This window comes from Legionella sheltonii (assembly GCF_026191355.1).
In the GTDB taxonomy this organism is placed as follows: domain Bacteria; phylum Pseudomonadota; class Gammaproteobacteria; order Legionellales; family Legionellaceae; genus Legionella; species Legionella sheltonii.
Genome location: NZ_JAPHOQ010000004.1, coordinates 22,771 through 37,209, shown reverse-complemented (window position 1 = coordinate 37,209; position 14,439 = coordinate 22,771). Strand labels below are relative to the sequence as shown.

Below are 14,439 nucleotides of genomic sequence, written 5' to 3'. Positions count from 1 at the left end.
CTGTGAGTAAAAATTATACGTACCGTCAAATGCGATGGCTGTGTGTAAGCAGTCTTTTTTCTCCATAAATAGCCTATAATTTAAACAAAGATGCTTTATTGGGGTATCAAAGTGATTCCTAAGAGTTCGGTCATGTCTGCAATAGAAGCAGCTACTCCAATATGGCAAAATTTAAGCCTTACAGATCAAAAAAATATTTCTGACCGGATGGAGCAATGGTTTGCAGATATAGAAAAACAAAACCAACCTAATAATACTGAAACAAATTCTTATTTAGCGACTCAATTTTTGTCACATTTTGGATTAAAAAATGCCTCAGAGGTATTTGATTTTCTGAAAACGACTGGCGGTAATGTGACATTAACCATGATAGCTCGAGAAATAATGAAAGAAGAGGCACGAATTGAGTCAATCAGGGAACGTAATACAGAAGAAATGCTCAGCCAACAGCGACACTTGATTTTTCTTCTTATGGGAATTATTGCAGAGCGAGAAGAACTGGCTAAAAATGTAGATCAGCTGATTCGACTTGAAATCGACAAACATCTTCTAAAGGATAAACAGGAACAGAGTAAAGAAACAATTTCAGATCGCTCTCCAATTCAAATTATAGACGATATGATCGCTCATTACGTGGAGACCATTAAAATTTTAGATGAAAAACTGGATGAATTGGAACACCAATTAGAGCAGGTTGAAGAAGAGTTAGTGGCTATCGAAGAGGAAGGGCAACGTATGGAAGCTTACCATGAGGTACTTCATACCCATATCGATATACTCGATACGTATTTACAACTGCCTATTTTCAAGCATCCTCAAGGAAACCCTACCGCGTTTTCTGCACAAAGAATATCGGTTTTGGTGAATGATCTAAAACGGTATAAAGCGCAGGAAGAACTCTATAAAAGCACAGCTTCTGATGATACCCAGGCACATGAAGTTGAAAAAAGACGTCTTAGCAGACACATTAGAACGATTGAACATGAACTGAGTTTTCATAAAGTTCATCTCAGCCAAACAACAACGAACTATGAAGAACTATTTCGCTTCGCTTTGGAACAAACCCGAGCCAAAATACGAGAGCATCAGAGTATTCCTGGGCAATTGGACCCTGAAATGGAAGGCTTGAAATTACGTGAACAAGGATTGGTTTCCGCATTGAAAGTAATGAACAACAAGAAAATACTTCTTAATGATAAATTGGAACAAGTTTTTGATTATTCCCAGGCCCGTTTTAGTATCAAACATGAGGATGCAAAATTTCTTGTTCAAACAGATGATGGTTCATATGCTCTGCTTCCTAAAGATAAGGATCCTAATAAATTGACTGAGGAGGACTGGGTACAAGCTAAGCGTGATTTTGAGCAAGCTAAAGAACGCATTCAAACCCCTCGCTATAATTGTCTTGAAAAGATACAAGAAAATTTGCAGAAGCATATACATCGCTACGAACAACATCTAAATTTAAGAGAAGTATTAAAAAACCAAAAATCAGAAATGCAACGAGCCAGAAATGAAATGGGAGAAACATTAAGAGAAACGCGTGCCCAAAAAGTATTACTAAGAAAGAATCCCAGTTTGTCACATACTCCGAAAACAGATCCTCATGCAAGTTATTCACAAATGATAGAGAAATTTGAATCTTTGGTATTAAAAGCACCTAAAAAAGACGATATAGAAAAAGCACGGAATATTGTCGAGAGTTCAACCATATCATCTAAAAACAAAGGAGAGCTTAATAAATTAATCGAACAAGTTTCGCCAGAGAAAATTATGGAATCACAGCAAAGGCTCCAATGGCTCTATAGTGCCAGACGATTAATAAAAGATACATCACCCACTCCTAATGTCGATCCGACATTGCACAAAAAAGATTAAGCCAAACAAAACTTTTAGATTCAAATGCAATTTTGTTAGGAATTGCATTCAGTAGGGATGATGAATGAGGGTATTCCGTGTATAATAACGACAATTTATTTTTCAGGTTGCTTTATGAATAAACAGGACTTTTACTTCGATTTACCTCCAGAATTAATTGCGCAGTATCCCTTAGCAAATCGTAGTGATTCACGCCTTTTAATTTATGATCGTCAAAAAGGTGAATACGGTCATTACCAATTTCGTGAAATCGCTGATTTTTTAAACCCTGGTGATTTATTGGTAATGAATGATTCCAAAGTTATTCCCGCCCGACTTCATGGCCATAAAACTACTGGAGGCAAAGTTGAGTTATTAGTCGAGCGAATTACGGGTGAGTTCACTTTTCTAGCTCATATTAAAGCCAGCAAGTCATTAAAATCGGGCTCAATTATTAAGCTGGAACAAAATAAAGAAATTGAAGTTCTTGATAGGCAGGATGATTTATTCACTTGCAAAGCGGATATGGACGTCTTGAAATTATTAAATGGGATAGGACACATTCCCTTACCTCCTTACATTACCCGAAATGATGAAAATCTGGATCAAGACCGTTATCAAACGGTGTATGCAAAATATGAAGGATCTGTAGCGGCACCCACCGCGGGTTTGCATTTTGATGAATCGGTATTAGCCAGCTTACATTCACGAGGTGTTGCAGTAGCTTATCTTACTTTGCATGTTGGAGCTGGGACATTTAGGCCTGTCCGTTGCGATAACATCAAAGATCATAAAATGCATAGCGAGCGATTTACAATAAGTCCTGAATTATGTGCTGCGGTACATGCTACAAAGGCTGCAGGAAATAGGGTAATTGCTGTCGGTACAACTGCTATGCGAAGTCTTGAGAGTGCAGTCCATAATGGAATACTAAGTCCCTGCAGTAGGGATACAGACATCTTTATTTACCCAGGCTATGAGTTTAAGATTTGTGATGGATTAATGACCAATTTTCACTTACCTGAGTCGACTTTATTAATGCTGGTTTCCGCTTTTATTGGTCATAAACAAGCGATGATGCTTTATCAAGAAGCAATTGAAAAGAAGTACCGGTTCTTTAGTTATGGGGATACCAGTTTGTTGCTGTAAATCAGATAACCGTTCACCAAAAGCCATATTTGGCACAGGTTGAAACGATCTCAATTAAAAAAATGCTCATATTGATGTATGCTGCGCTTTTTTGAATCGAGCTTCTTCCAACCTGCACCCAAATCTGACTTTTTCCCTAAAGCACTCAAAATTTTGGTGAATGGATAATAAATCAGGAGATTAGAAATGTTGACTGCAGTACAGAATTTTATACCTGTTTTAACTTCAGAAGCGGGTGCGTGTCTTACAACAGCAAATTGGCACGAAGCAAAAGTAATGGCAGCATCTTATTCTCTAGAGATCCTGTTGTATAAACCTGGCCAGGATGCGCTCAAAAAAATATCTGATATATCCCATTATCTCGTTTGGCCAGGTGTTATCGTGCTGAATGCAGCATCGCTTGTGGCAAATAAAGAGGGAATTTTTACGCTTAAATCACCTTATGATGGTTCTAGAATAAAATTTACTGTGGGAGAGTTGCTCCATCTTATTCAGCACTTAAAGCCCAATGCAGTCATTTTACCCCAAAACATCATGCAGGATTTTCCACAAATTTGGGATAATTGGAATGATGCAATTGTTCCATTTATGCATGTTAATGACTTAAAGAAACACGAAGTAATTAAGCCGCATGGAGTTTATTTTAATGTTTTGAATGAGGTGGATTGGGAACAATTAAATCGGTGGTCGCATGTACCGCGCTATATTATGGGTCGTTTTGACTCCGAATTAATATGGCGCTTGCGTGATCAAGGTATAGGATTTATTGAGACCGATGAACCTGCACAAGCAGCGATGCAAGGAAAGGTATACAGCCGTGCAGGGGATGTGGATTTAACGGATTCAAAAACACAAATGCAATTTGAACTGATTGATGCTGATTGCGCGTGTCCTACTTGTTCGCAACAATTTACGCGCGCTTATCTGCATCATTTATTGCAACATACTCCTTTATTATGTCAGCGATTTTTGATTCAGCATAATGTGTTTTATGTGCAGAATGATAAATAGATTTTTACCCTCACCCCAGCCCCTCTCCCGATAGCGGGAGAGGGGATTTTTTTATATTTTGCCTCAAAAGATCCCTTCTCACCATGGGGAGAAGGTGCCCGGCAGGACGGATGAGGGTTGTTCTTATTATAATGTTTGACAGTTTTTTCCATTACAGCTAGCATTACCAACAATTGATGGCGCGGGGTGTCGTGATAAACGTCTGAGAAATACCCGTTGAACTTGATCTGGTTCATACCAGCGTAAGAACGCCTTAAAACTGAATTTCATTTTAGAACAGTTGAGTTTTTGAATGGCCTGTCATGGTGCATTTGCTCTTATTTGCGAGTGATTCCCAACAGTTCTAATGAAGGTTAACTTCTTCAATTTAGTCTTTACGCGATATCTGTAGCCATCCTTTATTTTATTAATTAATCTAAGGAGCTATGGCATGAACGCATTATCTACAAGAACAACTTTATTACTCAATTGGTATGCAAACCCATACCATACCCCAATTTTTGTTGCTCATTCATTAGGTTATTACCAACAGGAAGGCATAAAACTTGCAATTTTGGAGCCTAGTGATCCCAGTGATGTGACTGAAATTGTAGGTATGGGGCATGTTGATTTTGGTGTTAAAGCCATGATTCATACTTTAGCCGCTCGTGCAAAAGGTTATCCTGTGACATCAATTGGAACGCTATTGGATGAACCCCCTACTGGGCTTATCGCACTTAAGTCCAGTGGCATTACTTCATTTCAAGATATTGTTGGTAAACGGGTAGGGTATATTGGTGAGTTCGGCAAAATCATTATTGATAATTTGGCACAATTGGCGGGTATTGATTCTGCAAGCTATGAAACAGTGCGTATTGGCATGAATGTTACTGATGCAATTTGTCGTGACATTATTGATACTGGCATTGGTTTTATTAATTTCCAAAAAGTTGAATTGGAGCATCTGCGTGGTGAAACAGTATTTTTACGCCTGGATCAGCTCGCCGGTCTAGGTTGCTGCTGTTTTTGCTCCATTCAGTTTATTGTGCCAGAAAGGATGTTAAAAAATCCTGAAACCATTAAAGGTTTTCTCAAAGCCACACAACGGGGAGCAGCGTTTACTACAGAAAATCCAGATGAAGCTTATGAACTCTTATGTAAAACAAAGCCCCAGTTACGAACGCCCATGTATCATACGATTTTTATTCGTAGCTTGCCCTTTTTCTCGCGCACGCTTTTGAATGTAGAACGTGATTGGAATAAGGTAGGACGTTTTGGCAAGCATTTAGGCGTAATTGATGACTCTTTCTCATTGCATTCCTGTTATACAAATGAGCTACTGCCCAAGATGCCTCATTCTGATTTAGAGCCTATCGCATGTTGTGTGGGTGAATAATTGTGTGTTAGGCCTTGGCCCAACTTTAGAGAATTTAATCAGTATTTGCTATTCATCTTATTGTTTATTGTTGGGGCAAGGCTCAACCTACGGTCTGTTATTTTTGAGTGATTTTAATTAAATGAAAAATGTTGCTGTTGTTGGTGCTGGAGTCATGGGGTGTTTGCTGGCTTTACGCTTACACAATGATGGATGGCAGGTAACCCTATTTGAGGCAGAAAGCGCGTTCAATAATTGCAGCTACGCCGCTGCAGGTTTATTGGCACCTTGGTCTGAGCTTGATAAAGCGGAGCATGTAATTTTCAAGTTGGGAATGGAGTCAGTTGATGGATTATGGAAATCTATTTTGCATCAATTAACGGAACCTGTGTATTTTCGTCAAAAAGGTTCTCTTGTAGTGCACCACCCTCAAGACAAAGCAGAATGGCAGCAGTTCAGTACACGGATTGTCAATAAATTAAGTGACTCATGTTATCAAGTGCTCACTCAAGATTCTCTAGGTCAGCTTGAACCGGAGCTGAATCATTTCCATGCAGGGTATTATTTCCCCAAAGAAGCGCAACTCGATAATCAGAGTTTATTGTTGGCACTCAAAAAACATCTTTGCCAGCAAGGAGTCGTTTGGCGGGACCAAACTTATGTTTCTTGCATCCATTCAGGCAAAGTAGAAACAGCAAAGGAGTCCTATTTATTTGATTTTGTTTTTGATTGCCGGGGACTTGGAGCAAAAAACACGTTTACCAATTTACGTGGGCTTCGCGGGGAACTTATCTGGTTGCATGCACCTGAAGTTCAATTGCAAAGACCCATACGCTTTTTGCATCCAAGATACACTATTTATATTGCTCCTCGTCCTAATTCTTATTACCTTATCGGAGCCAGCGAATTGGAGACAGAAGACTCCAGTCCAATTTCAGTACGAACGACACTGGAACTATTAACAGCTGCTTACTATGTACATCGAGGTTTTGCTGAAGCACGAATCATTAAAACGGTGACGCACTGTCGTCCCACTTTAGTGCATCATCAGCCGCGTATAAAATATGCAAAGCAACTGATTGCGGTAAATGGACTTTATCGTCATGGATTTTTAATAGCGCCGGCATTGGTAGAGGAAATTCTACGTGGACTAAAGAGCAATCAAAAAGACATTTATTATCCTGAGCTCTGGGAGGCTTATTGATGATCATTTATATAAATGATGAACCACTAACTGTAGATGCATCCAGTACGCTACAGGCAATACTTGAACAGAAGAACGGTATAGCCGCACATTTGGCAATCGCAATGAATAATCAGTTTATCCCCAAATCGATGTTTGCTGAGACTACCTTGTGCGAGGGAGACCGTATTGATCTCATCGTGCCGATGCAAGGAGGGTAATCATGTGGCATTTAGCAGATAAGCTTTTAACAAGTCGATTGCTTTTGGGGACTGCGGGTTATCCATCACTTGAGGTAATGACCGATGCGGTACGGGCCTCGAAAGCGGAGGTAATTACCGTTTCTCTGAAACGACAAATGGCCAGTGGTACAGGTAGCGATTTATTTTGGCAAACCATTCAGTCTTTGAATTGTTGTTTACTGCCCAATACTGCTGGTTGTCGTGATGCACAAACTGCGATTACTACCGCCGAAATGGCGCGTGAACTTTTTAATACGTCATGGATTAAATTAGAGGTGATTGGTGATGAGTTTAGTTTGCAGCCGGATCCTTTTGAGTTATTGCGTGCAGCGAATGAATTGGTAAAACGAGGATTTGAGGTTTTTCCATATTGTACTGATGACTTGGTTTTATGCCAGCGTCTTATGGATTGTGGTTGTAGGATTTTGATGCCATGGGCTGCGCCTATTGGTTCAGGAAAAGGATTACTCAATCCTTTTGCGTTGGAGACATTACGCCATCGATTAACGGATGTAACCTTAATTGTCGATGCGGGGATTGGTAAGCCATCTCATGCGGCACGGATTTTGGAATTAGGTTTTGATGGGGTTTTACTGAATAGCGCAGTTGCTTCAGCGATTCATCCTGTAGCAATGGCGGAAGCTTTTTCGCATGCAGTTATTGCTGGACGAGGTGCTTTCGAGGCAGGTCTTATGCCGGAGCGGATTACCGCACAATCATGTACCCCTTTGATCGATACACCTTTTTGGCATCAGGAGGTTTTATGATGAGCACGGTGTGGAGCAATACTGGCAATGAAGTCGATTGGCAAACACTACGTGGATTGGGTCTTGAAATGCAACAACGGCAATTAAATGGATCAAATCATCCCAAGGCAATTAAAATAAACGAAAGCATTTCTCGCGAAGACTTACAATTCTTAAACAATTATTCTGGGCCTGTAGTTTTAGATTTTACTTTAACTTCTCAGTATATTGATAAAAATGCGGATGATTTGACTACAGGCTTTTCTTTTGCAGATGTTTTAGTCTTGAATACATTTGAGGCCGAATTGATTTTAAAGCGAAAGATCATGACCCATCAAGCCATGCAGGAAGCGGCTCATGAATTATTAACGCTGGGGGCTAAAAGTATTTTTCTATTGGGGCAGCATCTGCAAGAAAATTCATGGGAACATGATTATTGGACAAATGGGCTTACTTCATTTTGGCTGACACAAAATCGCTTCTCCGATGCAAAATATCCGGAGCTTCGATCGGTTTTATCCGCGGCGATTACTGGGGCATTAGCTCTGGAGTATTCACTCGAAGATGCACTAATCATCGCAAAAATGTATGCACACCAAGCAGCCCGCCTGGCAGGAACCAGTATATATTATGGCGGTTTCCCAGAGAATGAGATGGACCTGCCTTATCTTTCATCCAAACCCCTGAATGAGGTGCCCCAACCATTTAAACCATCTCATCGATTAGGTCTTTATCCTGTGGTTGATTGCTTCTCATGGGTCGAAATGCTTCTGAAGCTTGGGGTAAAAACCATTCAATTGCGAATTAAAGAAAAAAGTAAGACTCTGGAAGAGGAGATGAAGCAAAGTATTGCTTTGGCTAAAAAGTATGGTGCTACGTTATTTATTAATGACTACTGGGAAATGGCTTTAAAGTTGAATGCAGAAGCAGTCCATTTAGGACAATCGGATTTAGATACTGCAGATCTTGATGCGATTAGAAGTCATGGATTGTTACTTGGGGTCAGTACTCATTGTTATTATGAGGTGGCACGAGCCCATGCGATTTGTCCTTCATACATTGCGATCGGCCCCATTTATCCAACGACCAGCAAGGAAATGCCTTTTTTAGCACAAGGTATTGAACGCTTACATCGTTGGCAACGCACTTTAAATTATCCTTTGGTTGCAATAGGGGGGATCAATATTGAGCGTATGCCAGATGTGGCTGCAACAGGAGTTCAAGGTATCGCTCTGATTTCTGCAATTACTCAAGCGGATGACCCCCAAAGAGCGACGGAGCAACTTTTGCGTTTTGTTGATTGAAAGACATTATTGCGAAGCATGTTAAGGCACAAAGCTAGGTTAAGGGACCCAACATGACTGTTTTATCTGAGTTAGAACGTTATTCCCAGCAAATTAAATTAGACGAAATTGGCTTGCAGGGACAAAAAAAGCTGCATGCGGCAAGGGTATTATGTATTGGTGCAGGAGGCATTGGGGCTACACTTCTTCCTTATCTAGCTGGTGCAGGAGTGGGAACGATAGGAATAATCGATGGTGATTTCATCGACGAAAGTAATCTACATCGGCAAATTCTTTACCAAGAAAAAGAGGTTGGCCAGGCCAAAGCTGTTGTCGCAAAGATGAGATTAAATACGCTCAATTCAGAGATCAAGGTTCAAGCGCATGATTTTCGTTTAACGGCTCATAATGCAGAAGAAATCATTACTCAGTATGATCTTGTGGCGGATTGTTCCGATAACTTTTATACGCGTTATCTTGTTCACGATATGTGTTATCGTTTAGAAAAGCCCTATGTGTATGCCAGTGCTTATCAATTCCAAGGACATTGCTCTTTGTTTTATGGACAACAAAATCCATGTTTGCATTGTTTGTTTCCAGTCATTCCTGATACCACCGCCAATTGTCAAAATGGTGGGGTTATCGGTACGTTGCCTGGATTGTTAGGGATTGTGCAAGCGACTGAAATAATTAAATGGATTACCGGCAGTGGTACTTCATTATTAAATCGATTGCTTTGCATCAACTTACTGACAATGGAAATAAAAAATATCCATCTGAGCAAAAATAAAGAATGTCCCTTTTGTGTCTATGGTCATACTCTAGACGAAAACGCTTTTGGATTGTGTCTGTCTTCAGAGGCGATCCACGCTGTTGCGATCTCCGGTAAAAATTTGTCCAATTTTCTGCAAGAAAACCCGCGGATATTTTTGTTGGATGTACGAACTGCTGAGGAACACCATCATAAAAATCTAGGTGGAAAATTAATTCCCTTGGCTGAGCTCTCTGCGCGCCTTGATGAGCTTGATCCCTCAGGTCCCATTCTTGTTTATTGTCAGTCAGGCCAAAGAAGCCAAAGGGCTGTACTGTTATTAGAGCAGGCAGGATTTCGCTCGATTTATTATCTTGATCAGGGAATCAATTCATTGAATGAGGCTTCTTGGGGAACAGCCCTTAAAGAGTAGGAGGCTTGATTGATGTCATCGAGGATAAAACTCAGACTTTATCGAACTTAGGTCTAGATAATGCTCACGCCACTCCATGGTTTATGTTGATTAGATTGACGAGGACAACATCTATAAATTAAGCATATCAAATAACGGATTTAAGCCAAATCAATTCTCTGTTGATGAAAATTAAGGTAGATTTAAATAGTTACGAAAAAAGAATTTTATAAGGGCAGGGATGTATTATTTTTTAAGATTAATCACAGCAGCCTTAATTCCATTCGTTTTTAATGGAGTACAGGCTGCTACCCCACTTACTTTTAAGCAGGCACTGGCCATAGCTTATCGTAATAATCCCGAACTGCAGGCAGAAATAGATAAAGCGCAAGCCATGAGAGGTGCTTTCATACAAAGTGGATTGTACCCTAATCCCCAACTGACTCTAACGGGTGAAAACTTTGGTGGTTCGGGCAGTTATTCAGGTTATGAAGCTGCAGAAACCACTGCTTCAATAACTCAACCTATCCCTTTAGGTGGTCGTCTTAAGTATTTAAAAACCGCAACCTACGCGGACTATTTAGCCTCTTTAGCACAGATTAATGTTCAGAAAGCAATGCTTTACATGACAGTTGGAGTGACTTACGTTGATGCTCTTTATGCTGGGCAATGGTATCAGGTTACTAAAAAATTGACTCGCTTAAATCAAAATATTGTTTCAGCGATTCAGCGACGAGTTAAAGCCGGTGCTGGCGCGGAACTGGATTTACGGCTAGCGCAAGTCCGATTAGGCGATGCAAAAATTCAGGAACGAAAAGCAGAGCGGGATGCTTTAGCGCAACGAGCAAAACTTGCTCGTTTATTAGGTGACGGTCTAAGAGTGGACCGCCCTTTGATTGATAAAGGTTTGCCAGGACTAACCTTGAGATGGTCTGATTTATTAAAAAAACTACCACAAAGCCCGCAGCTGATCCAAATGCAACTCCAATTACAGGCCAAACGAGCAACAATCACCGCAACTAAAAAATCGGTGTGGCCCGATTTAAATATTCAATTGGGGGGACGTCATTTTTCTGATGATGGTAGTAATGCTGTAGTGGCCTCTGCATTTGCAGAGGTTCCCGTTTATAACCGCAATCAAGGGAAAATCATGACAGCAGAGGCGCAATACACGCAGACTGCTCACGAACTACAAGGTACTCGTCTTGATGTGCGTCAAAATATCTATACCGTTTTTTTACAAGCGAAACAAAGTAATTATGAGGCCAATTTAGTTACGGATTCTTTATTGCCTTTGGCGAAAAAATCCATCAAATTAGCCCAAGATGGTTATCAGATGGGGCGTTACAGCTATATTGAATTATCCACAGCACTCAATACCTTGTATGAGGAAGAGCGGCACTACCAACAGGCCCATGCCGATTATCATAAGTCGTTGATTCAACTGACAGCGCTATTAGGATTACATCCTTCTAAGGAGAGTAAATGAGACCACTAAAATCAGTTTTTTCTACCCTATCACTGATTATTTTTCTATTAGGATTCAATTGCTTTTCTCTCTGGGCTTCAGAAGAATCCTCTGTTGCAGAAAAAGAGGGGCATCAGGAAGAGATTGCTAAAGGCCCTCAGGGTGGTCGATTGTTTAAAGAAAGCAGCATTGCTTTAGAGTTATTAATTTTTGAAAGAGCAATGCCACCCCATTTTCGAGCTTTTCTTTACAAGGATGGTGCACTTATTTCGCCTGAGGCGGCCCGATTAACCGTTCAACTGACTCGATTTAATGGAAAAAAGGAAGAAATTACCTTTAAGCACATTGAGGATTTTTTGCAAAGCAATCAAATTGTCCAAGAACCTCATTCTTTTGATGTCAGTATTCAATTGGTGTTTGACGGCAAGCAATATCAATGGCATTACGCAACTTATGAGGGGCGCGTAAAAATTGTGCCAGATATTCTGAAGTCGGCTGATATTGAAATAGCAACAGCGCAAAGTCATACCATAAAAACTCAATTAAAAGTGGTTGGGAAAATCGTCCCTAATCGTGATACTTTGGCGCCCATCTATGCTCGGTATTCGGGCATTATCAAGTCATTAACCAAAAACCTCGGTGAAGAAGTTACTAAAGGAGAGGTATTGGCGATTATTGAAAGTAATGAAAGTCTGCAAAACTATACCATCACAGCCCCGATCACCGGAACCATTATACAAAAATATGCGACCAATGGAGAGCTTGCGCAAAATACCAAACCCATTTATGAGGTGGCTAACTTGGCTACTGTCTGGGCTGACTTCACCCTGTATCGCAAAGAAGCGCCTCTTGTCAAACAAGGCATGGAAGTCATTGTGACTGGAGATGGGGGAGCGCCTGAATCTACAGCGAGTATTTCTTATATAGCGCCTTTAGGAATAGAGGACAGTCAAACTACTCTGGCTCGAGCTGTTTTATCGAATGACAATCATATCTGGCTGCCCGGTATGTATGTGAATGGTTCTGTAATTATCAAAGAAAAAAAAGCGCCAGTGGCGGTATTAATTTCTGCCCTACAAAGGCTTAATAATGTGGATGTAGTCTTTGTTCAAGAAGGGGATTATTTTGAAGCAACCCCGGTTATTTTAGGAGAAAAAGATGACCAATGGGTCGAGGTGATCTCAGGGCTTGATGCAGGACAGCGTTATGTGAGTAAAAACAGCTTTTTTATGAAAGCAGAGCTTGGTAAAGAAGGTGCAAGCCATGAGGACTAAGGAATAGAAATGCTGAAACACATTATTCGCTTTTCTTTAAAACATCGCTGGTTTGTGCTTTTATTTACCCTGATTATTGCCATTTTGGGTATTTATAACTTTCAACGTCTTCCTATTGATGCTGTGCCTGATATTACCAACGTTCAGGTACAGATTAATACCCAAGCCTCTGGATATTCTCCGTATGAGGTGGAACAACGTATTACATTCCCAATTGAATTGGCCATGAGTGGTTTGCCCAATTTGGATTATACCCGTTCTTTGTCGCGCTATGGATTATCACAAGTTACAGTGGTGTTTAAAGATGGAACTAATATTTATTTTGCCCGCCAGTTGATTAATGAGCGCTTGCAAGAAGTAAAAGATAAATTGCCTCCAGACGCCGAAACCACCTTAGGCCCCATCTCAACAGGTCTTGGTGAAATTTTTATGTACATCGTCACCAATAAGCCTAATGTGCTAAAAACTCAGCAGTATAATCCAACCGAGCTTCGTTCCATACAAGATTGGATTATTAAACCTCAATTACGAAATGTGGAGGGGGTTGCCGAAGTCAATACCATTGGGGGCTATGAAAAACAATTTCATATTACACCGGACCCGATGAAGTTAGTGCGTTACCGTTTAAGTCTGGATAATGTGGTTGAAGCATTAAAACGTAATAATGCGAACGTCGGTGCGGGTTATATTGAAACGAATGGCGAGCAATATTTAATCAGGGTGCCGGGGCAGGTACAAAATATTTCCGATATTGAAAATATTGTTATTGCTAGTTTTGAAGGCACCCCAGTTCGAATTCATGACGTAGCTGATGTCGCTTTAGGCAAGGAGTTACGAACTGGTGCTGCTACTGAGAACAGTAAAGAAGTAGTACTAGGTACGGTCTTTATGTTGATGGGGGAAAATAGTCGAACGGTTTCTCAGCGCGTTGCTGCCAAAATGAAGGAAATTAATAAATCCCTTCCCGAGGGGGTTGAGGCGGTTACCGTATATAACCGCACTCTATTGGTTAATGCCACCATTCATACGGTGACAAAAAATCTTTTGGAAGGTGCGCTCTTGGTTTGCATCATCTTATTTCTATTTTTGGGAAACATACGAGCAGCGCTTATTACTGCTATGGTGATTCCCTTGTCGATGTTATTGACTATTACTGGCATGGTGAGCAATCAAATCAGCGCGAATTTAATGAGTTTGGGAGCCTTGGATTTTGGTTTAATTGTGGATGGCGCGGTCATTATTGTTGAAAATTGTATTAAGCATCTGGGTGAGCAACAGCATGCACTGCATCGTATCTTAAATTTGGAAGAGCGGTTAAAAGTCATTTCGTATGCCACGACGGAAGTAATTAGACCCAGTATTTTTGGTGTTTTTATTATTACGGTGGTTTATTTACCGATACTCACCCTGACTGGTGTTGAAGGAAAAATGTTTTTACCTATGGCAGAAACCGTCATTATTGCGCTATTAGCCTCGATGCTGTTTGCATTAACTTTTGTGCCTGCTGCTATAGCTATTTTTTTACGCGGACACCTGCAAGAAAAGGAAAATGCTTTAGTGCATCATCTCTCTATGGGCTATAGCAAAGTATTGCGCCGTTGTTTTCATGCGCGAAAAACGATCATTGGTGTGGCTCTAGGTTTAGTGGTGATCAGTTTATTAACTCATGTTACGCACATGACCTTGTAGTTTGAATAAAAAGCATTAGA

Annotated in this window: 11 protein-coding genes, 1 pseudogene and 1 riboswitch; all 12 genes and pseudogenes read left to right on the top strand. The window is 40.5% G+C overall.

All coding sequences use genetic code 11. The annotated features are described in order from the left end of the window. Positions 1–132 precede the first annotated feature (132 nt). Entirely contained in the window at positions 133–1,878 is a 1,746-nt protein-coding gene (locus tag OQJ26_RS05360; RefSeq protein ID WP_265702870.1) for a hypothetical protein, read from the top strand. 114 nt (positions 1,879–1,992) lie between these two features. Continuing rightward, positions 1,993–3,006, top strand: a complete 1,014-nt coding sequence (gene queA / locus OQJ26_RS05355) for a tRNA preQ1(34) S-adenosylmethionine ribosyltransferase-isomerase QueA (RefSeq protein ID WP_265702869.1) — start codon at positions 1,993–1,995, stop codon at positions 3,004–3,006. Between the two features lie 186 nt (positions 3,007–3,192). Continuing rightward, entirely contained in the window at positions 3,193–4,017 is an 825-nt protein-coding gene (locus tag OQJ26_RS05350; protein ID WP_265702868.1) for a tRNA-guanine transglycosylase, read from the top strand. A 172-nt stretch (positions 4,018–4,189) separates the two neighbouring features. Continuing rightward, positions 4,190–4,283, top strand: a riboswitch (TPP riboswitch). A gap of 164 nt (positions 4,284–4,447) precedes the next feature. Further along, on the top strand, positions 4,448–5,392 hold the full coding sequence (locus OQJ26_RS05345) for an ABC transporter substrate-binding protein (protein ID WP_265702867.1): 945 nt from the start codon (positions 4,448–4,450) through the stop codon (positions 5,390–5,392). A 121-nt stretch (positions 5,393–5,513) separates the two neighbouring features. Further along, positions 5,514–6,575: a glycine oxidase ThiO gene (gene thiO / locus OQJ26_RS05340; RefSeq protein ID WP_265702866.1), complete on the top strand. Its 1,062-nt coding sequence runs from the start codon at positions 5,514–5,516 to the stop codon at positions 6,573–6,575. Continuing rightward, positions 6,575–6,775 carry a sulfur carrier protein ThiS gene (gene thiS, locus OQJ26_RS05335; RefSeq protein ID WP_265702865.1) on the top strand — a complete coding sequence of 67 codons (201 nt, stop codon included), beginning with the start codon at positions 6,575–6,577 and terminating at the stop codon, positions 6,773–6,775. The genes thiO and thiS overlap by 1 nt, the downstream gene beginning before the upstream one ends. A gap of 2 nt (positions 6,776–6,777) precedes the next feature. Beyond that, entirely contained in the window at positions 6,778–7,563 is a 786-nt protein-coding gene (locus OQJ26_RS05330; protein WP_265702864.1) for a thiazole synthase, read from the top strand. Next, positions 7,560–8,846: a thiamine phosphate synthase gene (gene thiE / locus OQJ26_RS05325; RefSeq protein WP_265702863.1), complete on the top strand. Its 1,287-nt coding sequence runs from the start codon at positions 7,560–7,562 to the stop codon at positions 8,844–8,846. Before OQJ26_RS05330 ends, thiE begins: the two co-directional genes overlap by 4 nt. A 53-nt stretch (positions 8,847–8,899) precedes the next feature. Then, positions 8,900–10,009, top strand: a complete 1,110-nt coding sequence (locus tag OQJ26_RS05320) for a HesA/MoeB/ThiF family protein (protein ID WP_265702862.1) — start codon at positions 8,900–8,902, stop codon at positions 10,007–10,009. Between the two features lie 220 nt (positions 10,010–10,229). Beyond that, positions 10,230–11,477 carry a TolC family protein gene (locus tag OQJ26_RS05315; RefSeq protein ID WP_265702861.1) on the top strand — a complete coding sequence of 416 codons (1,248 nt, stop codon included), beginning with the start codon at positions 10,230–10,232 and terminating at the stop codon, positions 11,475–11,477. Next, positions 11,474–12,730 (top strand): efflux RND transporter periplasmic adaptor subunit, encoded by a 1,257-nt coding sequence (locus tag OQJ26_RS05310; protein ID WP_265702860.1) that lies wholly within the window; start codon positions 11,474–11,476, stop codon positions 12,728–12,730. The genes OQJ26_RS05315 and OQJ26_RS05310 overlap by 4 nt, the downstream gene beginning before the upstream one ends. Before the next feature lie 9 nt (positions 12,731–12,739). Beyond that, positions 12,740–14,392: pseudogene (locus OQJ26_RS05305) on the top strand (CusA/CzcA family heavy metal efflux RND transporter); the annotation flags it as partial. Positions 14,393–14,439: the final 47 nt, after the last annotated feature.